Source organism: Amycolatopsis sp. NPDC088138, from assembly GCF_044741685.1.
Lineage (GTDB): Bacteria > Actinomycetota > Actinomycetes > Mycobacteriales > Pseudonocardiaceae > Amycolatopsis.
In genome coordinates this window covers 446,755-467,204 of the sequence record NZ_JBIUTB010000001.1, presented here as the reverse complement: position 1 = coordinate 467,204, position 20,450 = coordinate 446,755, and the positions used below count along the sequence as shown (strand labels likewise).

Sequence of the window (20,450 nt, the reverse complement as noted above, 5' to 3'; positions counted from 1 at the left end):
GTTCAGTGAGTTGACGCATGTCACAGGGGTGACCTATAAAGAGCGGGTCCGGGTGTACGCCGCAACACCTCCGTCGTAACTCCTCCCCCGGAGGTCACGGGTGTCCCGACGAAGTCCGCTCCGCCGTGCCGCTTTCCTCGGCGCCGCAACCGTTGCCGCCACTGCCGCCGCCGTCGCACTGACCGGCGGCGGCCCCGCGCAGGCCGCGGCGGCGAACCTGTCCGCCACGTTCGCGCAGACCTCGGTCTGGAACGGGGGTTACGGCGCCGGGTACACCATCGCGAACCGCGGCGACGCCGCCTCGACCGGCTGGACCGTCGAGTTCGACCTGCCCGCCGGGACGTCGGTGAGCAGCTCGTGGAGCTCGGTGAAGACCCAGACCGGGCAGCACTACAAGTTCACCAACGCCGGGTTCAACGGCGCGATCAAGCCGGGCGCCACCGCCGACTTCGGGTTCAACGTCAGCGGCGCCGGGCTGCCCGCGGGCTGCACCGTCAACGGCGCGGCGTGCGCGGGCGGCGGTCCCGTCACGACCACCCCGACGACCACCACCACGACCACTCCCCCGCCGACCACCACCACGACGCCTCCGCCCAGCGGCGACACGGTGACCGTCTCGACGGCCGCGCAGCTGCAGGCGGCGCTCGCGAACGCGGTGCCGGGCCAGGCGATCAAGCTGGCGGCGGGCACCTACCGCGGCTCGTTCGTCACCACCAAGGCCGGGACGGCGGCGAAGCCGATCACGCTGTCCGGGCCGTCGAACGCGATCCTGATCAACGACGGCCCGGCGGGTGACGCGCCGGACTGCCCCGTGCCGACCGCGGGCTGGGACTCCGGGTACGGCCTTTGGCTGTCGGGGGCGCCGTACTGGAACCTGACCGGCTTCACCGTGCAGGAGTCCAAGAAGGGCATAGTCGTCGACAACTCGCCGCACACGGTCATCGACGGGGTGAACGTCAACCACGTCGACGAGGAGGCGGTGCACTTCCGGCGTTCGTCGGCCGACAGCGTCCTGAAGAACTCGACGATCACCTACACGGGCCTGGTGCAGCCGGGTTACGGCGAGGGCGTCTACCTCGGCTCGGCGAACTCGAACTGGGCCTGCCACGGCAACTCCGGCGGCGTCGACCGCGGCGACCGGATCCAGGTGCTGGACAACCACATCGGCCCGTTCATCGCGGCCGAGCCGATCGACGTCAAGGAGGGCACGTTCAACGGTGTCATCCGCGGCAACACCTTCGACGGCCGCGGCATCTCCGGGGAGAACTCAGCCGACTCCTGGATCGACGTCAAGGGCATCGGCTACACGATCGAGAACAACACGGGCACGTTCGCCCCGCCGGGCGTGTTCGCCAACGGGTACGAGAACCACAACACGAGCACGTCACCGTCGTTCGACAACGGCTGCGGCAACGTCTGGCGCAACAACAAGTCCGACCTCGGCGGCGTGGGCGCCTACGCGATCAAGATCAGCTCGGTGTCCAAGTGCGCGGCCAACCCGAACGTGGTGTACGCGTCGAACACGGTCACGAACGCGACGTCCGGGCTGACGAACATCACCGTCACCCCCTGATCCCGGACATGTCATTCGAGGTCGTCCCAAGTCCACGGTTCGGCAGGTGTACCGTCCGGCTCCCGACCGAACCGGTGCTCGTGGCGCCACGCCTGGACCACGTACGGCACGTCGGGTATCCGCGCGCCGAGGATGAACGACAACCCCGCGGCCTCGATGGCCTGCTGGTTGGCCGCAGAGATCATGCCGGCGTCGGCCACGACCGTGACATCAGCCAGCTGGTGGGCATCCATGAACGCACGGATGGTCGGCAGCATCGTAGTGGTCTCGCCCCGGCTGCCCTCGAACGCGTTAACCATCAACGGAATCCCGCTTGCGTCGGTGAGCAGCCCGATCGTGATCTGCGGCTCCAGGCGGCGTTCTTCGGAGAACCCGGGCTCACGGAACCCGTCCCCGGCATCGGTCTCGAAGTACAAGGTGGACACATCGTAGAGAACCAGTGACGCCGGCCCCAGATCAGCGGTGCGGGCGCACGCCGCGGCCAACTTCTGCCGCCAGGACTCTTTCGCGAACGTGGGCAGACGCCGCTTGAGGGTCGCGTACGCCGGCGGGTCGAAACCTGCCTCCTCGACCACCCGCAGACTGTCCAGCTTGCTGGTCGGCTCGACGATCCGTGCCAGCACCAGTAATCGGAACACCTCGTCACCACCAGCGGCCTCCTCGAACCTCTGCCGGCCTGCAACGCCGCGAAGTCCGGGCCGAAGTCGAGCTCGGGCTGCCCCACAGCCAGACGCTGCCTCGCCACCGCCTCGAGTGCCTCCAACGCCGCATCGTCATGCGCCGAGCCGATGTGCTCGATGTCCCGCGACCCGCGACGCGAGGAGTGCACGATCTGCACCGCCCTGGCCCCCGACGCCGTCTTCACCGTGCGCGCATACGCCACGAGAGACAGCCTGGAACCGGCCGCTTGGTGCGCAGATTTTCGCCGTTCACACGACGAAACCGCAGCTCAACAGCCAGCACCCTACCCAAGATCAGCGATCTTGAGCCAAAGTCAGCTAAGGTGACGGAATGGTCATGCGGGTGGCGATTCCCGTGCTGCCGTGCCGAGATGTGCAGGCAGCGCGGTCGTACTTCACGGACGCGCTCGGATTCGACACCATATTCACCTGGGAGACCCCACCTAGCTACGCGGCCGTGATCCGCGACACCGCCGAGTTCCACCTGTACGCCGAAAGCAGCGTCGGCCCGGCCAGGGTGACGGTTGTCGTCGACGACGTCGATTCCTGCCACGACGAGCTGCGCGCCCGCGGCGCCGACATCGTCGAGCCACCGGCTGACCGGCCCTACGGGATGCGCGACTTCACCGTACGGACACCCGATGGGCACTTGTTGATCTTCAGCCAGCCGCTTACCGAGTACGGGTGACCATCAGCGGACCAGCCGGAAGAATGACCGGACCTCGTCGACGAACAACGCCGGCTGCTCGAACGCCGCGAAGTGGCCGCCGTTGCCGGGCTCGTTCCAGTACCGCATGTTCGGGAACCGGCGCTGCGCCCACCGCCGAGACGGGCGCTGCAGCTCCTTGGGGAAGACCGAACAGCCGGTGGGTACGGTCACCGGCGCGCCGGCCGACCCGGAGATCCATTCGTTGACCTGCCGGAGGCTTTCCCAGTACAACCGGGCGGATGAGGCACCGGTGCCGGGCAGCCAGCAGAGCATCAGGTTGTCGAGCAGCTCATCCTGGGTAATAAACCGATGCAGGTCGCCACCGGAGTCGGTCCACGACCAGAACTTCTCGACGATCCAGGCGCAGAGGGCGGCCGGCGAGTCGACCAGCCCGTATCCGACCGTCTGCGGCCGGGTCGACTGCTGCGCCGAGTATCCGCAGCCCCATTCGTCCGCCGCCCGCTCGGCACCGGTGAGGTCGTCCAACGTGGCCGGATCGGGCGGTGCGAGCGGCGGCATGAGATGGATGCCGGCGACCCGATCGGGTTGCCGTTGACCGATGCTCGTGGCGATGCTGGTGCCCTGGGCGCCGAACCGCCGGTAGCGGAGCCGGGCCATCAGCTCGCACCACGCGTCGGATATCCGCTCGATCCCCCACCCCGGCGCGGCCGGCTTGTCGCTGAAGCCGTAACCGGGAAGCGATGGGCAGCCCCCCAGAACCGGCCGCTTGGTGCGCAGATTTTCGCCGTTCACACGACGAAACCGCAGCTCAACAGCCAGCACTCTACCCAAGATCAGCGATCTTGAGCCAAGTCAGGTTACTCAGTTGCGACGGAGATGTCGCACGCTCAGACGTTCATGCAGGTCAGCACGTTCCGGCCGCACTCGACGTGAGGGGCGGGTGCGACGAGAGCGGCCCCGTCAGAGGTGCATGGCCAGCCAGAGCGCTATCCAGGCGGCGGCCGCGAAGGCCGCGCCCATCACCGCTCCGAAGAGCACCCGCCTCAAGGCCACCGGTGTCCTGGTCTGCTCCATGCAGATGATCATGAACCACGCGGCCGGATCGCGACAGGCGGCGCGCTCGACCGGGCGACCCCCGCGCGGGGTACCCCGGCGACGTACGTCACTCCGCGGGGCGGAACACCCGCAGGCTCAAGGCCCACGTGCGCACCCCTCAGAGCAGGCTCAGTCGCCGGCGACCGGCAGATTCAGGTACTTCCTGTGCTGCCAAGTCAGCATCAGGCACGACCGACCAGCACTGCGGGTATTGAGCCCCTTGGCGTAGTGGTCAACGTTCTTCTTATTGAAGAGGATCCCCTCTTTTCTTGGTCCGACCAGGATTGTCCCCTCCTTTCCATCGGGGACCATCTCAGCGAATATAGCGTCAAACGCCGTCGCCTCAACAAGGCTCACCAACAGGATCTCCGGCTTCAAAGTGAGCGCATCGAGTCCCATCCCCAGGAAGTAAACCTTTAGCTTACCACTTTCCCTGGCGCGCGTTATTGCGCTAAACGGATAGTCACCCTCATAGTCGATCGGCCTGCCACTACGACCATAAGCCTCTTCGACATCAAGGAATTCTTCGGCATATTCCCGAACCATCGTCTTCCATATTGATCGATCGGATTTCCGCGACTCCAAGCTGACGTCGGCCGGCGTAAACTCTCCAGCCGGAATAACATGAAGGATGTCAGGACCGGCGATCACCCCGTCATTGCTCCTGTGATGCATGTAGAAGCCGCAGGAAGACTCCGAAACACGCACAGTCAAGGTGACCACACCGAGGCTTGTACCACGTCCCGCCAAGTCGAACGGATCACCTATACTCACACGATAGGGGCCGGACATGATATTTTTTCCAGCAAGAACCCTGGAGGCCGCTTCATACGCAAGAACCTCCGAGGTGTCAAGGTGATCGAAGTACTTGCCTTCCGTGAAGGAAAGATGGAATTTGTCTTTTGTCCTGCGCACAGCCATCGGTCGGTAAACGAAGCCATTGTAGAGCTTGGACATCTGACCCATTTCGCCGAGCGCCTGGCTATAATTCTCGTATCTGAGTTTGTCGTCGCGAAAGGGCATTAGCTTTTTAGCATTGCGGCGTGCTACCGTCAGGCGATCGCCCGCCTGAGTGGGATCAATCCAATGAATTTTCACGCATTCCAAGCTCAATGGGCAGTCCGGTATCCAATCGGCCTTGGCCAACATTGGAATTCGAGCATTCAACCCCACCATGTCCGCTTCAATTAACGCAGCTTGATGCAGATCACCCTGCCCCACCCGAACATGGTCGAGCACTTGCTTGAACCGACCACGTCCGCGTTCCCGTCGGATACGGCGCCAATTCGCCCAGGCCGCCGGAACGCCAATCAGGGCAATTCCGAGACTGGCGACCGCGAACCAGAGTCCGATATTCATCTTCCTCTTCCAGGAAAGCAACAACCCGTCCCACATGGCAGTACTGTACCGTGGAGTCGCGTCGCCCAAATCGGTTGTTACAGCTGGATACAGCAGACCTGCACGCACAGGCACCCGCCAACCCGCCGCCGTCGACAGATGATGATCCACTTCGACCGAGACCTTGAACTCTCCACGAGACGCACCCAGCACCCAAATGATCCCGACCGCGCTGAGCAGGCCCCGTCCGGCCCGTGCGCCGAACGCAACATTCCTGCTTCGCGTTTGCGAGCCGGCGCCTCAGCAGTGGGAGCGGGGCACCCCGGCGACGTACGTCACTCCGCGGGGCGGAACACCACGCGGCCCGGTGCGTTGTACGGTGTGTCGGTACGGCGGTGCCCCCGGGCCTCACCCCTTGCCTTCACGGAATACCGGTCACGCTGGAGCCGTGTTGTGCCACTCGCCGCGAGGCGGACCCCGTACCGGCCCCAAAAACTCTCGTCCTCACCCGGGGTTCCCCCGTGCTTCCGGGTGGGGACGGGACTCACGGCACTATCGAGTCCACGTATCCGCCGTCGACCCGGACGGCCGCGCCGGTGGTCGCCGAGGCGAACGTCGAACTCAGGTACACCACCAGGTTCGCGATCTCCTCCGGCTCGATCAGCCGTTGCAGCAACGACTGCGGCCGGTGCTTCTTCATGAATTCGCGCTGCGCCTCGTCCCACGGCAGGTCCTTGTCGACCAGCTCGTAGACGAAGTCCTCGACGCCACCGGTGTGCGTCGGGCCGGCGATCACGGAGTTGACGGTGACGCCGGTGCCGGCCGCGTGCTTGGCGAACCCGCGGGAGACGCCGAGCAGCGCCGTCTTCGACACTCCATAGTGGATCATCTCGGCCGGGATCACGATCGCGGAGTCGCTGGCGATGTACTGGATCCGGCCCCAGCCGCGCTCGGTCATGCCCGGCAGGTAAGCGCGGGTGAGCCGCACCGCGGCGAGGACGTTGACCTCGAAGTAGCGCCGCCAGTCCGCGTCGGTGATGTCGAGGGGCTCCTGGGCGCCGAAGATGCCGAGGTTGTTGACGAGGATGTCGGCGTCCGGCACGGCCTCGACGACCTTCGCCGCGCCGGCCTCGTCCGAGACGTCCCCCGCGGCGGCGACCAGGTCGGCGTCCGGCAGGTCCTGCTTGAGCCGCACGATGGCGCCCTGCACGCTGTCGGCGCTCCGGCCGTTGATCGCCACGCGCGCGCCCGCGGCGGCGAGCCCCTTCGCGATCGCCGACCCGATGCCCTGGGTGGACCCGGTGACCAGCGCCGTCTTCCCACTGAGGTCGACCCGCATTCGTGAAAGCCCTTTCTCGCGCCGAGGTCCGTCCGGCCGATTGAAGCACAGCTCAGGACCGGCCACCGGCTGGACGACGGCGGCCCTGACCCGGTGCGAAAAGTGCTTGCCCCGTGTTCCGGTGGGCGGCACCATCTGCGCCATGACCACGCACCGCACGCCGCTCCTGCCGACCGTCGCCGCGATCTCCGCGCCGGTCCGGCAGCAGCCGTGCCGTCCGCGGAGGTCCGGCCCGCTCGCGCCGTGACCGGCGCGCTGGTCGCCGGCCTGCTGGCCGGGTACGGCATCGCCATCCCCGTCGGAGCTGTGGCGACCTACCTCGTCGCGCTCACCGCGCGGACGTCGCTCAAGACCGGGCTCGCCGCCGCACTCGGCGTCGCGACCGCCGACGGCGTGTACGCGCTGGTGGCGGTGCTCGGCGGCGCCGCGATCGCGGGGGTGATCACGCCGATCGCCGGGCCGCTGCGGCTGGTTTCGGCCGCGATCCTGATCGTGCTGGCCGTCCGCGGGGCGGTACAAGCCCTGCGACGGGACAAGACGACGACCAGGCCGGTGACCGAGATCGGCGCCGGGCGCGCGTACCTCAGCCTGCTCGGGATCACCCTGGTCAACCCGACCACGGTCGTCTACTTCACCGCACTCGTCGTCGGCGACCGGGCGGGCACCGCCGTGTCAGCGCTCGACCAAGCCGTGTTCGTGCTGGCCGCGTTCGCCGCGTCGGCGAGCTGGCAGGCGCTGCTCGCCGGGGGCGGGGCGTTGCTCGGGCGGGTGCTGACCGGGCCGCGCGGCCGGCTCGTGACGGCGCTGGTCTCGAGTGCGGTGATCACCGCACTCGCCGTCCGTCTTGTGGTGCAAACCGTTGCCCTGTAACGCTTTGCCCGGTTCGTACGGTCCTCATCAGACGCACGGCGGAAGAAGGTCCGGCGCGCTTTCCCGGCTAGTCTTCGACCAGACCGGGGGATTTGGAGGCCGTCATGACCATGCCCATGTCAGCGATGTCGGGCTGGGACACCGCGGGCGCGACGCTGCTCGTGCTCTGGGCGCTCGCCATGTGGGCGGCCGTCGGTGTGCTCGCCTACGCCAACCGCGGGCCGGTGCGCCCCTGGGTGTACCGCGGTTCGGTACTGCTCATCGGCGTCGGCGTGATCGGGCAGCTGGGGCACGTCCAGGAGCACATCGCCCAGGTCGGTTACTGGCTCGGCCACCCGAACTCGCCCGCCTGGATGACACCCTGGGGCACCAGCCTCGCCAACGGCCTGCAGATGGTGCTCCCGAACCGGCCGACGTTCGGCATGGAACTGCTGCACCTGACCGGGAACTTCATCTTCCTCGCCGGCCTGGTCGGCGTCATGGTGATCACCCGCCGCGCCACCAAGACCCGGGCTCGCCGCTGGGGGAAGATGGGCGTGTGGATGCAGGGCATCCACGGTCTCGAGCACCTCGCGCTGACGCTGTCGGTCGCGTTCGGCTCGCGCGCCATCGGCCTGTCCACGTTCTTCGGCCTCATCGACCCGGGCCCGGGCCTCACCACCTACCGCGTCTGGTGGCACTTCATCGCGAACGTCATCGGCACGATCATCTTCGGCCTCGCCGTCTACCACCTGTGGAAGGAGCGCCGGACGGTCCGCGCGACGTACTCGCTGCGCCCGGCGCCCGTCCTCACCGAGCAGGCGGCGTGACGCAGGTCAGCGTCGGCTGCGCCCAGTCCGCGTGGTCGTTGCCGTTGCCGTCGCCGCCGTCGTTGACCAGCAGGTCCAGCACCTGGGCGCCGGTGACGTCGACGTCGATCGGGACCGCCGCCTGCCCGCCGCGCACCACCGGTGTCGTCACCCGGGTCGTGCCGTCGACCGAGACGCTGAAGGTGACGCTGCCCGCGGTGCCGACCTCGCCGTCGACGCCGACCGACGCCGTGAGCCGGGTGCAGGCGCCGGCCAGGTAGAGCTGGACGTCGCCCGGCGCGTGGACACCCAGGCCCTTCGCGTACGACGTCCCGGCGATCGTCATCGGCCGGCCGTCACCCGCGTTCGCCTCGCCGTTGCTCGTGTCCCGCTCGACCGGGCCCCAGCCGTTGGCCGCGGTCAGGAACGGCAGGTCGCTGACGGCGTCCTGCCCGGCGGGCGGCGCGGCCGGGACGGCGCCGACGATCCGCTCGTCCGTCACCGTCCCGGGCCGTCCGGCCTGCCGGTAGCCGACCCGCACCGAAAGCGCCGCGGTGTCCACTGTGGACGGCGCGGTCACCGGCCAGGAGAACGTCGCGGAAGCGCCGCCGTTGATCCGCGCGACCGACGGCGGTGACGCCGCGCCGACGGTCCACCCGGCCGGAGCGGTCAGCACCGGCCGGACGTCCGTCGCCGCGGGCGCGCCCGCCGGGACCCGGACGGTGGCCGTCGCCGTGAACGACTGCCCCGCCGTCGCGGTGTCCGGCGCCGACAACGAGACCGCGGCCGTGGGCGCTGGCGGCACCGTGTACCGGCTGTCATAACCCGGCGACGCGTTTTGCCGCACGGCCAACGGCGAGCGGTGCGAACCGTAGTTCGTCCAGGTCACCGAGCCGAGACCACCGGTGCTGCCGTCCAGGTTCCACACCGCGATGGCGATCGTGTTGTGACCGTCGGGGTTCAGGACGCCGTTCGGGATCGGGAAGCTGTGCTGCGGCCCGAGGTAGTTGACGTACTGGCCGAGCTGCCACCCGTTGACGAACAGCAGCGCCCGGTACTGCCGGCCCGGGTCGTCGGTGATCGTCAGGCCGAGCGAGGTGTCCTGGCCGCGCGGCAGGTCGAGGTTCGCGGTGGTCCGGTACCAGGAGACGCCCGGGGTGCTGTCCTTCGCGGGCAGCGTCGCCGGTTTCCAGGCCGCGTCGGGGAAGCCGGGCAGCGACCAGCCCGCGCGCTCGCCGTAGAGGCCGCCGGTGTTGAGCGGGCCGCGCACGGTGTCGAGGCCCTGCTCGCCGCCGCGGACGCCCTGCAGCCGCCAGGTCACCGACGTCAGCGGGGACCCGGTCAGCCGCGCCGACGTCAGGCCGCGCGCGGCCTTGCTGCCGTTGGCCGCGCCGTAGTCCTCCTCGTGCCCCATGTTCACGGTGAGGACCGAGATTTCGTTGCCCCCCGGTTTCAGGGCACCGGCCGGGAACGGGAACGTCTGCTGCTGGGTGGTCGAACTGCCGAGGAAGACGCCGTTCAGCCACGCCGAGAACGCGCCCGCCGGTCCCCCGCTCTGGCTGTTCAGCGTGATGCCGGTCTGCTTGCCGTCGCCGGTGAACCGGCCGCGGTACCAGGTGTTGCCGGTGTGGAAGCCGTAGTCGTCGGCGAACAGGACCGGTTTGGTGCCGACGGCGGTGCTGCTGTTGCTGGTCGTCTTGTCGGCCACCGGCCACGCCGAGTCGTCGAACCCGGGTGCGCTCTCCGGCGACTCCTGCTGGTGCTTCCAGCCGGTCAGGGCGGGCAGGGTCACCGGTTTCGCCGTCGGCAGGGTGCCCGTGCGGCTGCCGCTGGACGTCGTCCGCGTCGTCACCGGCTGCCCGTTCCAGGTGATGTTCCCCGCACCGAAGACCTCGAACGCGCCGTCGGCGCCGGTGTCCCCGGTCAGGTCGAGCGAGCCCGGCCGGGCGGTCGCGGTGCGCAGCAGGTCGGTGCCGCGGACGAGCACCGGCCCGGCCGCGGTGTCCTGGCGCCAGAACGTCCCGGCCGTCGCCTTGTCCGCGAGCAGCAGGAGCAGCGGCCGCTTGCCGGGGGCGGTGACGAGCACGCGGGCCAGGCCGTCGTGGGTGTAGTTCAGCCGCAGGTCGCCGCGGGCGGCGTCCCAGGTGCTGGTGGCGGCGCCGTCGAGGACCTGGACCTTCGGCTGCTGCGCGAACCGCAGGACGGTCTCACCCGGGCCGCCGTGGTCGCCGTAGAGCACCGCGAGGTCGCGGCCGCCGATCGTCGCGGACGTCATGATCTCCGACGTCGAGTACTGCAGCCGCGTCTGCCCGAGGTCGTAGCCGGCGACGACGATCTTGGACTGGCGCCCGTCGAGGGTGATTCCGGTGCCGGGCTGCTGCGGCACGACCGGGTAGTAGTCGGTGCTCGCCGAGAGCAGGTCGACGGCGTCCACGACGACGAACGGCCCGGTCGCCTGCGCGTTCTTCTGGCCGGTGACGACGATCTTGAGCGTGTGCGGGCCGGCGGGCAGGCCGCGCGTCTCGTAGCCGGTGACCTGGTTCTGCTTGCTCGTGGCGTAGAGGTCGACGGTGCTGACCTTGGCGTCGTCGAGGTAGACGTCGGCGCCGCCGTGACTCGGGTCCTTCGAAGTGACCCAGCGGATGCCGGTGCCGGTGAACGGGATGCTCACGCTGTCGCCGGTGACCTCGGAGAACGACTCGGTGTGCTGGTAGTCGCCGCCGGTGTAGTCGACCTCCGGCCCGGCGTGGGTCCAGGTCCCGGTGTAGCCGACCTCGGTCGCGCGGTCGTCGTAGGTGTAGCCGGCGTGCGCCGCGAGGTCGAGGGACAGGCTCGTGGTGTTCTTCGCGTTCGACGTCGAGTCGGTGTGGCGCAGGGTGTGGAACTGGGTGCGGGTGTCCGGGTTGATCCGCGCGGTGTCGGTGAGAGCCGGGTCGGTCAGCGGCGCGGCGGCGAGGCCCTCGGTCTTCGTCAGCGGCGCGACGGACTGGGTGAAGTAGCCGATCAGCTTGTCTTCGCTGTACTTCGGGTCGAACTGCCGGGCTTCGGTGATCGCCGCGCCGTAGTCGTAGGACGTGTAGTTCTGCGGGATCGCGCTCCAGCCCCAGGACGTGCCGCCGTGCAGCATGTAGAAGCTCTGCCCGGTCGCGCCGACGGCGATGTTCTGCTTGTAGAAGACGTTCGCGAACTTGTCGTTGATCAGCTGGGCGCACTTCGCGTACCCGGGACCGCCCCACGGGTCGAACGCGCCGCCCTGGAACTCGGCGGTGATCAGCGGTTTCCCGGGCACGTGGTCGTAGCTGATGTCCGGGACGCCGTTCCACTTCTCGGGGTTGGAGCAGTCGAAGCCCTGCGGGTAGGAGTCGGCGGCGTCGACGTCGAGGGCGGCCTCACCGGCGTTGAAGGTGCCGTTGTTGTTGCCCACCAGGGGAACCGTGATGCCGTCGGCGTGGGCCTTGTCCTCGAGGTGCTTCATGTAGGCGCGGCCGTCGGCGTCGCCGTTGTAGTACTCGTTCTCGACCTGGTAGGCCAGCACGCTGCCGGTGCCGTTGGTCAGCTGGTGGCGCGCGATGATCCGGTCGATCTGCGTCTGCCACTCGTCGGAGTACTTCAGGTAGACGGGGTCGGCGCTGCGGGTGTGCCCGGGCGTGGTGGACAGCCAGGTCGGGAAGCCGCCGCCGTCGACCTCGGCGTTGATGTACGGGCCGGGCCGCGCGATGACGTAGAGCCCGGCCTGCTGGGCCATGTCGAGGAGCTTGTCCAGGTCGCGGACGCCGGTGAAGTCGTAGACGCCCTGGCGCGGCGAGTGGTAACCCCAGTCGAAGTAGAGCGACGTCGCGTTGAAGCCGGCGGCCTTCATCTTCTGGAAGATGTCGAGCCACAGGTCGGGGCTGGGCAGCCGGTACGAGTGGAACTCGCCGGACCACAGGTAGGTGCGGTTCCCGTCGACGAGGAACGAGTAGCCGTCGTAGGTGACGGTGTGTGCCTTGGGCGGCGGTGGCGCCGCGGACGCCTGCTGCGGGACGACCACCCCGGCAAGCGCGAAGACGACCGAAAGCAGGGCGGCGAACAGCGTCCGGGCGGCGGTGCGCATGGCGAGGTCCTCCTGGATCGACGGTGAACCAGAATGTCCGGATTCACGCAGAATCGAACACGAACGCTAGGGAACCTCAACAGAACTGGTCAAGATACGACACCAGGATGGATCAAGACCTACGTCGGTGGATAGTGCAGACGGACGCCGGTCAGCGCGGGCCGGTGCTCTCCTGGACGATCGCCGTCGCCGGCCGACGTCTTGCTGCGCGGCAGGTCTGCCGGCGACGCGTTCGTCGATGGAGGATCCTGGCCACTCGGCGGCCCAAATCCTCCATCGACACCTCGCGGCCAAGAGCAGCGGCAAGCCGCCCCGCCTCAGCGAGGGCCGGTGCTCTCCCGGACGATCAGCTCCGCGGGCACCAGGTGCCGCGCGCCGACGTCGCCGCCTGCCATGCTGGCCTCCAGGAGCCCGAACGTGCGGCGGCCGACCTCGATGAAGTCCTGGCGGACCGTCGTCAGCGGCGGGGAGAAGTACGCCGCCTCGGGGACGTCGTCGAAGCCCGCCACGTGGACGTCGCCCGGGACGCGCAGGCCGGCCTCGGTGAACGCGCGCAGCAGGCCGAGGGCCATCTGGTCGTTGGCCGAGAAGACGGCACCGAGTCCACCCACGCCGGCGAGCGTCCGGCCGGCTTCGTAACCCGACCGGGGGCTCCAGTCGCCGCGGATGACGTCCGGGACCTGCAGGCCGTGGCGTTCGAGGGTCTCGCGCCAGCCGCGCTCGCGGTCGCGGGCCTCCAGCCAGTCCTCCGGCCCGGCGACGTGCCAGACGGTCCGGTGTCCCAGCGCCAGCAGGTGCTCGGTCGCGCGGCGGGCGCCGTCGTACTGGTCGACGGAGATGACCGGGACCGGGGCCCCCTCGCCGCCGCCGACCGCGATGACCGCGATGTCCGCGGGCACCGCCGCCAGGGCGCGCCCCGCCGTGACGTGCGGGGCGATCACGATGATGCCCTCCACGGCCTGGCGTCGCAGGCTCTCCACCGCGTCGCCGATCGACGACCGCCCGGGGCGGCTGACGCTGCAGATCGCGACGCCGTAACCGGCTTCGCGGGCGGCGTTCTCGATGCCGTACAGGGTGCTCGCCGGCCCGTAGAGGTTGGACTCCAGCGCGACGACACCGAGCGTGCCCGACCGGCCGGTGACCAGCGTCCGCGCCGCCGAGTTCGGCCGGTACCCCAGCTTCTGCACCGCCGCCTGCACGCGGGCGCGGGTCTCCGGGTGCACCGGCCCGCTCTCGTTGACCACCCGCGAGACGGTCATGTGCGACACACCGGCCAGGCCTGCGACATCGGCCAGGCTCGGCTGGCGCTCCCCCGGCCGTGTCCGCTCCGCCACCTGGCCCCCTCCGCTCGTACCCCCGCCCGGGTTCACGATAACCAGTCCCGGGAACCGTCCGGGGCCCGCGTTCGTTGCCAGTACCTACGGCACCGTAAGTTACGGTCGCGTAGGTGACGGACGGAAGGAACCCCGCCATGCCGGTCCCCGAAAGCACGCGCCTGATGTACGAGCTGGAGGGCACGGTCGAAGAGAACCTCAACCGGCACCTCACGGCCGCCCAGGAGTGGATGCCGCACGAGTACGTCCCGTGGAGCCAGGGCCGCGACTTCGCCGACCTGGGCGGCGAGGCCTGGGACCCGGAGCAGTCCCGCGTGACGCCCATCGCGCGCACGGCGCTGGAGGTCAACCTCCTCACCGAGGACAACCTGCCCAGCTACCACCGCGAGATCGAGCGCGCCTTCGGCCGTGACGGCGCCTGGGGCACCTGGGTGCACCGCTGGACCGCCGAGGAGGGCCGCCACGGCATCGCCATCCGCGACTACCTGCTCGTGACGCGGGCGGTGGACCCGGTCGAGCTCGAGCGGATGCGCATGGAGACCATGCAGGCCGGCTACGAGACCGGCGACAAGCCGCTGCTGCACGTCTGCGCGTACGTCTCGTTCCAGGAGCTGGCCACGCGCCTCTCGCACCGCAACACCGGCCGGTACACCCAGGATCCCCTGGCCGAGAAGCTCCTCGCCCGGGTGTCCACGGACGAGAACCTGCACATGGTCTTCTACCGCAACCTGGTCAAGGCCGCGCTGGAGATCTCCCCCGACGCCATGGTGCGCGCGATCACCGACGAGGTCCTCGACTTCGCGATGCCCGGCGCGGTCATCCCCAGCTTCGTCCGCAAGGCGGCGCTGATCGCCAAGGCGGGCATCTACGACCTGCGCATCCACCACGACGACGTCGTGATGCCGCTGCTGCGCTACTGGAAGGTCTTCGAGCTGACCGGCCTCGGCGAGGTCGGCGAGACCGCGCGGCAGGAGCTGGCGGACTTCCTCAAGACGCTGAACGCCCAGGCGTCGCGCTTCGAAGAGCGCCGTGACGCCGCGGCCGCGCGAGCGGCGGCCAAGGGTGTCCCGGCGGTCTGACGCCGACGGAACCGCCGAAGAGCGGGCGCGGGTGCACCACCCGCGTCCGCTCTTCGGCACCCCGCCGCCAGCAGAAGTGACCAAAGGTCACCACCCGGTGCATCCCCATGGCCTGCGCGTGCGCTGACAACAAGGTCTAGACCAAACGACCTAACTTCGTTGACTTTACCAATGGTCACCTGCAAGCTCCTCACCACCCGAGGAGGTTGCCCCGTGAACAGACGCTCCCTTGCCGCCGTGGTCGGCACGCTCGCCCTCACCCTCACCGCCTGCGGCACCTCCGCCGGCCCGGCCGCGGCGCCGGGCGGTGGGCAGCTGACCGTGTGGCTGATGAACGGCGACCTGAGCGACCAGGCCACCGCCGCCGTCAACGCCGCGTTCGAGAAGGCCACCGGCGCGAAGGTGACCGTGCAGATCCAAGAGTGGGACAACATCAACACCAAGATCAGCACGGCGCTCGCGCAGGACGACACGCCGGACGTGATCGAGATCGGCAACACCGACGTCCCGCTGTTCGCCGCGAACGGCGCGCTGGCCGACCTGTCCGGGCACCGTGACGACCTGGCCGCGGGCCAGACCTGGCTGCCCGGCCTCGCCGGACCGGCCACGGTGGACGGCAAGATCTACGCCGCGCCGCTGTTCGCCGGGAACCGCGCGGTGATCTACGACAAGCAGCTCTGGGCCGACGCCGGGGTGGCCGCGCCGCCCACCACGTTCGCGGAGCTGACCGCAGACCTGGACAAGATCAAGGCCAAGCACCCGGACCCCGGCTTCTCCGCCTTCCACTTCCCCGGCCAGTACTGGTACGGCGCGCTGCAGTTCGTCTGGGACGCCGGTGGCGAGCTGGCCACCGAGTCCGGCGGCAAGTGGGCCGGGGCGCTCGAGTCGCCGGCCGCGCAGCGGGGACTGCAGGCCTGGAAGGACTTCCAGGCCGCGTACTCGACACCCGCGTCGCGCAACGTCGACACCAAGGCGCCCGACCAGGCCGCGATGTTCGCCTCCGGCGGCGCCGGGGCCATCCTGGACACCAGCGTGAACACCGTGCTGAAGAACAAGCCCGAGCTGAAGGACCGGCTCGGCACGTTCCCCTTCCCCAGCGCGACGCCGGGCAAGACCCAGCCGGTGTTCCTCGGCGGGTCCGACCTCGGGATCGCGGCGAAGAGCAAGAACCAGGACCTCGCGCTCGCCTACCTGAAGGCCGCGGCGAGCCCGGCCGTGCAGCGCGACGCGATCGTCGGCATCGACGGCTGGACGCCGGTGTCGCCGCAGATCATCGACCAGGTGAGCCCGACGCTGCCGCCGGTGCGGGCCGCGTTCTACGCCGCCGCGAAGTCGAGCGGCGCCACCCCGGCCACGGCGGGCTGGGCGACCATCGAGAGTGACAAGTCCGTCAACACGTTCTTCGCCGACATCGCCACCGGCCGCAAGTCCGTGGCGGACGCGGCCAAGGACTTCGACGCGCACCTGACGCAGGCGCTCAACGCCGGCCAGTGACCGGGCGGGACGCCCGCGGTGGACTGCCGTCCCCTGACCGCGGGCGTCCCGCCCACCCCCATGGAGGAACGCCGTGAAGGTCCTGAAGCGGCCCGCGCCGGTCGCGCCGCCACCACCCGTGCCCGCCCGGAAACGCCGCCGCACCCTGCTGCCCTACGGCCTGCTGGTGCCCGCGGTCGTCGTCCTCGGGCTGGTGCTGGGCTATCCCCTGGTCCGGCTGGTGCTGATCTCGTTCCAGGACTACGGGCTGCGGGCGCTGTTCACCGGCACGGCGACCTGGGCGGGCGGGGACAACTACGCCGCCGTGCTCGGCGACGACCAGCTGGTGCCCGTGCTGCTGCGCAGTGTCGGGTTCTGCGCGGCGCTGGTGCTCGGCACGCTCGTGATCGGCATGGCCGTCGCGCTGATGCTGCGGCGGCTCGGGCGCGGGATGCGGGTCGCCGTCACGATGAGCCTGATCGCCGCGTGGGCGCTGCCGAACGTGGCGTCCACCTTGGTCTGGCAGTGGCTCTTCCAGCCGGGCTACGGCGTGGTGAACTGGCTGCTGTCGCACCTGGGTCTCGGCGACTTCACCCAGCGGGACTGGACGACGACCCCGGCGTCGGCGTTCACGCTCGTCTGGCTGCTGGTGGTGTGGCAGTCGGTGCCGTTCGTGGCGCTCACGCTGCACGCCGGGCTGTCGCAGATCCCCCGGTCCTACTATGAAGCGGCCACTTTGGACGGTGCCGGGCCGTGGCGGGTGCACCTGACCATCACCTGGCCGTTCCTGCAGCCGATCCTCGGCCTGGTCACGATCCTCTCGGTGATCTGGGACTTCACCGTGTTCAACCAGATCTGGATCCTCACCCAGGGCGGGCCGAGCCAGGGCACGACGACGCTCGGGATCTGGACGTTCACCCGGGCCTTCAGCACCAACTCCTTCGGGCAGGGCGCGGCGATCGCCGTCGTGTCGGTCCTGTTGCTGCTGGCCATGACCATCGTGTACGTGCGCCGCCTGGTGCGGGCGGGAGAGGACTTCTGATGCGGGCACGGCGGATCGGCACCAACGTGACGGCAGCGCTGTTCTGCCTGGTGTGGGTGTTCCCGGTCTACTGGATGGTGAACACGGCGTTCAAGCCGCGCGGGGACATCCTGAGCCCGACCCCGCAGTTCCTCCCGCTGCACTTCACCCTGGACAACTTCGCCGACGCGCTCGCCAAACCGGGCTTCACGCGGGACCTGCTGAACAGCGTCATGGTGACCGTGACGGTGGTCCTGCTGTCGATCGTGGTGGCCTTCCTGGCGGCGACGGCGTTGACCCGCTTCCGGTTCTTCGGCCGCCGCAGCTTCCTCATCGGCGTGCTGATCCTGCAGATGGTGCCGGTGCCCGCGCTGGTCATCCCGTTGTTCCTCGGCCTGAAGAGCGCGCACCTGCTCAACAACCTGCTCGGGCTCACGCTCACCTACGTCGCGCTCGTGCTGCCGTTCACGATCTGGACGCTGCGCGGGTTCCTGCACGGGATCCCGGTGGAACTGGAGGAAGCGGCCATGGTGGACGGCGCTTCGCGGGCGCGGATCATGCGCTCGGTGCTGCTGCCGCTCGTGCTGCCCGGGCTCATCGCGACCAGCGTGTTCGCGTTCATCACCGCGTGGAACGACTTCCTGTTCGCCTACGTGATCATGAAGGACCAGTCCGGCTACACGCTGCCGGTGTGGCTGGTCTCGTTCAGCACCAGCACCGGGACCGACTACGGCGGCCTGATCGCGGCGTCCACGCTGTTCGCGCTGCCCGTGGTCGTGTTCTTCGCGCTCGTCCAGCGGCACCTCGTCGAGGGCATGACCGCGGGCGCGGTGAAGGGCTAGTGCTCCCTCTCATCCCCCGGCCCGCCGAACTGGTGCGCCGCAGCGGGTTCTTCGCGCTCGACGCCGGGGCGCGCGTCGTGGCCGGCCCGGGTGCCGGGCGGGCGGCGGACCTCCTGACCAGCGTGGTCGGTTCCGGCCACGGCCCGGAGATCCGGCTGGACCTGCGCCCCGGGTTCGGGCCCGAAGAGTACGAACTCGACGTCACCGAGGACCGCGTCACGCTCGTCGCGACGCGGGAAGCCGGGCTGTTCCACGGGGTCCAGACCCTGCGGCAGCTCGGCCCGGACCGCTGGCCCTGCCTGCGGATCCGGGACCGGCCGAAGCTGGCCTGGCGCGGGGTGCTGCTCGACGTCGCCCGGCACTTCATGCCGCTGGAGTTCCTGTACGAGTTCACCGATCTCATCGCGCTGCACAAGTACAACGTGCTGCACCTGCACCTCACCGACGACCAGGGCTGGCGGCTGGAGATCGAGGGCCGGCCGAAGCTGACGGAGATCGGCGCGTGGCGCAGCGAGTCGATGGTCGGGGCGGCCGGCAGCACGCTCTTCGACGGCGTCCCGCACGGCGGCTTCTACACCCGCGCCGAGCTGCGCGGCCTGGTCGCCCACGCCGCCGCCCGCGGCGTGCGGGTCGTGCCGGAGATCGACCTGCCCGGCCACGTCCGGGCGGCCCTGGCCGCCTACCCGGAGCTGGGCAACCGCCCGGACCGGCCGCTGCCGGTGTGGACCGAGTGGGGCATCAGCCCCGACATCCTCGGCATGCACGACGAGGCCCTGGACTTCTGCCGCGACGTCCTGACCCAGACCGCCGGGATCTTCCCCTCGCGGCACCTCCACGTCGGCGGGGACGAATGCCCGACAACGCAGTGGGAGACCGCGCCCGCCGCCCAGGCCCGCGCGAAGGCGCTCGGGCTGGACGGCACCGCCGGGCTGCACAGCTGGTTCCTGGGCGAGCTGCACGGGTTCCTCGGCGAGCTCGGGCGGCAGGCCGTCTGCTGGGACGAGACGGGCCATTCGCCGGGCACGCTGCCGCCGGGGATGACCGTGGCCAGCTGGCGGGACGCCGGCCACGGCGCGCAAGCCGTCGCCCGCGGCCACCAGGTGATCATGGCGCCCCACACGTCCACCTACTTCGACTACCCGCAGACCGATGGTCCGGGCGAGCCGCCGCGCGAGCTGGTGACGACCTTGGCCGACGTCCACGCCTACGACCCGCTGACCGGGAACCTGCCCGCCGCCGACCCCGACAACGGCGGGCGGCCGGGGGTCATCGGCACGCAGGCGCAGCTGTGGACCGAGCACGCGCCGACCCCCGACCACGTGCGGCAGCTGGCCTTCCCGCGGCTGTGCGCGCTCGCGGAGTCGGCCTGGTCCCCCGGCCCGCGCGACTATGCTGACTTCCAAGCCCGCTTGGCCGGTCACCTGGATCTGCTGCGCGCGCTGAACGCCCTGCCGAAGGAGCGCGTCCGGTTCCCGGGCGCGGTCCCCGTACCCCGAAAGCCGAGAACTTGACCGCAGACGCGCTCGGACCCGACCGGCCTCCCACCGCGAAACGGGACCGGGTCCGCCGCCACCTGCTGAACGTGATCGAGAAGGCCGGGCCCGGCACCGGGCTGGCCTCGGAGCGCGACCTGGCCCAGGAGCTCGGCGTGTCCCGCCCGACCGTCCGCGCGGCCATCGACGAGCTGACCCGCACCGGGCTGCTGGTCCGCCAGCGCGGCCGCGGCACGTTCACCAGCCCGCACAAGGTCACCCAGGAGCTCGCCGGCAGCGCCGCGGGCCTCGGTGTGCCCCCGGCGGAGGGCACCTGGACCAGCGAGGTCGTCGCGTTCACGACCGCGCCCGCGAGCCCGCCCCGCGCGGCGCGGCTGGAGATCGCGCCCGGCGCGCCGGTCCTGCGGGTCACGCGGGTCCGCTACGTCGACGACGAGCCGATCGCCATCGAGCGCCTGGACCTGCCCGCCGAGCTCGTGCCCGGCCTGGCCCCGGCCGACATGGAGGCCGGGAACTTCTACCGGCTGCTGCGGGAGCGGTTCGGCATCACCGTGGCCGAGGCCGAGCAGACGATGGAGCCGGCGGTCACCAACCCCGAGCAGGCCGAGCTGCTGGACGTCCCGGTGTACGCGCCGATCCTGCAGGTCGAGCGGGTCACCCGGGACTCCGGCGGCCGGATCGTCGAGCTGACCCGGTCGGTCTACCGCGGCGACCGCTACCGGATCACCTCGAAGCTGCGGTTCGACGCCGACTCCGGCTGAG

Annotated in this window: 15 protein-coding genes and 1 pseudogene; 10 read left to right on the top strand and 6 right to left on the bottom strand. The window is 69.8% G+C overall.

The annotated features are described in order from the left end of the window. The first annotated feature begins 100 nt into the window (after nt 1-100). Nucleotides 101-1,573: a cellulose binding domain-containing protein gene (locus tag ACIOD2_RS02335; protein WP_400533318.1), complete on the top strand. Its 1,473-nt coding sequence runs from the start codon at nt 101-103 to the stop codon at nt 1,571-1,573. A 32-nt stretch (nt 1,574-1,605) separates the two neighbouring features. Here ACIOD2_RS02335 and ACIOD2_RS02330 read toward each other — a convergent pair. Continuing rightward, a pseudogene (locus ACIOD2_RS02330) lies at nt 1,606-2,411 on the bottom strand (IS1634 family transposase); the annotation flags it as partial. 173 nt (nt 2,412-2,584) lie between these two features. Between ACIOD2_RS02330 and ACIOD2_RS02325 the strand changes: the two are divergent. Further along, nucleotides 2,585-2,941 carry a VOC family protein gene (locus ACIOD2_RS02325; protein ID WP_400533316.1) on the top strand — a complete coding sequence of 119 codons (357 nt, stop codon included), beginning with the start codon at nt 2,585-2,587 and terminating at the stop codon, nt 2,939-2,941. Between the two features lie 3 nt (nt 2,942-2,944). Here the strand turns inward: ACIOD2_RS02325 and ACIOD2_RS02320 are convergent, their stop codons facing one another. The 3 genes from ACIOD2_RS02320 to ACIOD2_RS02310 form a co-directional block, all read right to left on the bottom strand. Beyond that, nucleotides 2,945-3,745 (bottom strand): alpha/beta fold hydrolase, encoded by an 801-nt coding sequence (locus tag ACIOD2_RS02320; RefSeq protein ID WP_400533315.1) that lies wholly within the window; start codon nt 3,743-3,745, stop codon nt 2,945-2,947. 402 nt (nt 3,746-4,147) lie between these two features. After that, nucleotides 4,148-5,413, bottom strand: a complete 1,266-nt coding sequence (locus ACIOD2_RS02315) for a hypothetical protein (RefSeq protein ID WP_400533313.1) — start codon at nt 5,411-5,413, stop codon at nt 4,148-4,150. A gap of 487 nt (nt 5,414-5,900) precedes the next feature. Beyond that, the gene (locus ACIOD2_RS02310; protein ID WP_400533311.1) at nt 5,901-6,695 is read right to left on the bottom strand and encodes an SDR family NAD(P)-dependent oxidoreductase; all 795 of its coding nucleotides are present in this window, start codon (nt 6,693-6,695) and stop codon (nt 5,901-5,903) included. A 243-nt stretch (nt 6,696-6,938) separates the two neighbouring features. Between ACIOD2_RS02310 and ACIOD2_RS02305 the strand changes: the two genes are divergently transcribed. After that, nucleotides 6,939-7,565: a LysE family transporter gene (locus ACIOD2_RS02305; protein ID WP_400533309.1), complete on the top strand. Its 627-nt coding sequence runs from the start codon at nt 6,939-6,941 to the stop codon at nt 7,563-7,565. 104 nt (nt 7,566-7,669) lie between these two features. Continuing rightward, nucleotides 7,670-8,374 carry a DUF6008 family protein gene (locus tag ACIOD2_RS02300; protein ID WP_400533307.1) on the top strand — a complete coding sequence of 235 codons (705 nt, stop codon included), beginning with the start codon at nt 7,670-7,672 and terminating at the stop codon, nt 8,372-8,374. On the opposite strand, the gene ACIOD2_RS02295 is transcribed toward ACIOD2_RS02300, so the two are convergent. Continuing rightward, entirely contained in the window at nt 8,355-12,446 is a 4,092-nt protein-coding gene (locus ACIOD2_RS02295; RefSeq protein WP_400533305.1) for a beta-galactosidase, read from the bottom strand. The genes ACIOD2_RS02300 and ACIOD2_RS02295 overlap by 20 nt on opposite strands. A gap of 317 nt (nt 12,447-12,763) precedes the next feature. Further along, nucleotides 12,764-13,780 carry a LacI family DNA-binding transcriptional regulator gene (locus ACIOD2_RS02290; RefSeq protein ID WP_400533303.1) on the bottom strand — a complete coding sequence of 339 codons (1,017 nt, stop codon included), beginning with the start codon at nt 13,778-13,780 and terminating at the stop codon, nt 12,764-12,766. A gap of 137 nt (nt 13,781-13,917) precedes the next feature. Between ACIOD2_RS02290 and ACIOD2_RS02285 the strand changes: the two genes are divergently transcribed. From ACIOD2_RS02285 to ACIOD2_RS02260, 6 genes are all read left to right on the top strand, one after another. Beyond that, nucleotides 13,918-14,859 carry an acyl-ACP desaturase gene (locus ACIOD2_RS02285; RefSeq protein ID WP_392774693.1) on the top strand — a complete coding sequence of 314 codons (942 nt, stop codon included), beginning with the start codon at nt 13,918-13,920 and terminating at the stop codon, nt 14,857-14,859. A 213-nt stretch (nt 14,860-15,072) separates the two neighbouring features. Beyond that, nucleotides 15,073-16,353 (top strand): extracellular solute-binding protein, encoded by a 1,281-nt coding sequence (locus ACIOD2_RS02280; protein ID WP_400533301.1) that lies wholly within the window; start codon nt 15,073-15,075, stop codon nt 16,351-16,353. Nucleotides 16,354-16,426: 73 nt separating this feature from the next. Beyond that, nucleotides 16,427-17,374 carry a carbohydrate ABC transporter permease gene (locus ACIOD2_RS02275; protein WP_400533300.1) on the top strand — a complete coding sequence of 316 codons (948 nt, stop codon included), beginning with the start codon at nt 16,427-16,429 and terminating at the stop codon, nt 17,372-17,374. Beyond that, nucleotides 17,374-18,195 (top strand): carbohydrate ABC transporter permease, encoded by an 822-nt coding sequence (locus ACIOD2_RS02270; RefSeq protein ID WP_400533298.1) that lies wholly within the window; start codon nt 17,374-17,376, stop codon nt 18,193-18,195. Before ACIOD2_RS02275 ends, ACIOD2_RS02270 begins: the two co-directional genes overlap by 1 nt. Then, nucleotides 18,195-19,706 (top strand): beta-N-acetylhexosaminidase, encoded by a 1,512-nt coding sequence (locus tag ACIOD2_RS02265; protein WP_400533296.1) that lies wholly within the window; start codon nt 18,195-18,197, stop codon nt 19,704-19,706. Before ACIOD2_RS02270 ends, ACIOD2_RS02265 begins: the two co-directional genes overlap by 1 nt. Further along, nucleotides 19,703-20,449 (top strand): GntR family transcriptional regulator, encoded by a 747-nt coding sequence (locus tag ACIOD2_RS02260; protein WP_400533294.1) that lies wholly within the window; start codon nt 19,703-19,705, stop codon nt 20,447-20,449. The genes ACIOD2_RS02265 and ACIOD2_RS02260 overlap by 4 nt, the downstream gene beginning before the upstream one ends. The last annotated feature ends 1 nt before the right edge of the window (nt 20,450 follow it).

Excerpts from the sequence above, each read along its gene's own strand:
- ACIOD2_RS02295 (WP_400533305.1), bottom strand. The coding sequence starts at position 12,446 with ATGCGCACCGCCGCCCGGACGCTGTTCGCCGCCCTGCTTTCGGTCGTC.
- ACIOD2_RS02310 (WP_400533311.1), bottom strand. The coding sequence starts at position 6,695 with ATGCGGGTCGACCTCAGTGGGAAGACGGCGCTGGTCACCGGGTCCACC.
- ACIOD2_RS02270 (WP_400533298.1), top strand. The coding sequence starts at position 17,374 with ATGCGGGCACGGCGGATCGGCACCAACGTGACGGCAGCGCTGTTCTGC.
- ACIOD2_RS02315 (WP_400533313.1), bottom strand. The coding sequence starts at position 5,413 with ATGTGGGACGGGTTGTTGCTTTCCTGGAAGAGGAAGATGAATATCGGA.
- ACIOD2_RS02325 (WP_400533316.1), top strand. The coding sequence starts at position 2,585 with ATGGTCATGCGGGTGGCGATTCCCGTGCTGCCGTGCCGAGATGTGCAG.
- ACIOD2_RS02300 (WP_400533307.1), top strand. The coding sequence starts at position 7,670 with ATGACCATGCCCATGTCAGCGATGTCGGGCTGGGACACCGCGGGCGCG.
- ACIOD2_RS02285 (WP_392774693.1), top strand. The coding sequence starts at position 13,918 with ATGCCGGTCCCCGAAAGCACGCGCCTGATGTACGAGCTGGAGGGCACG.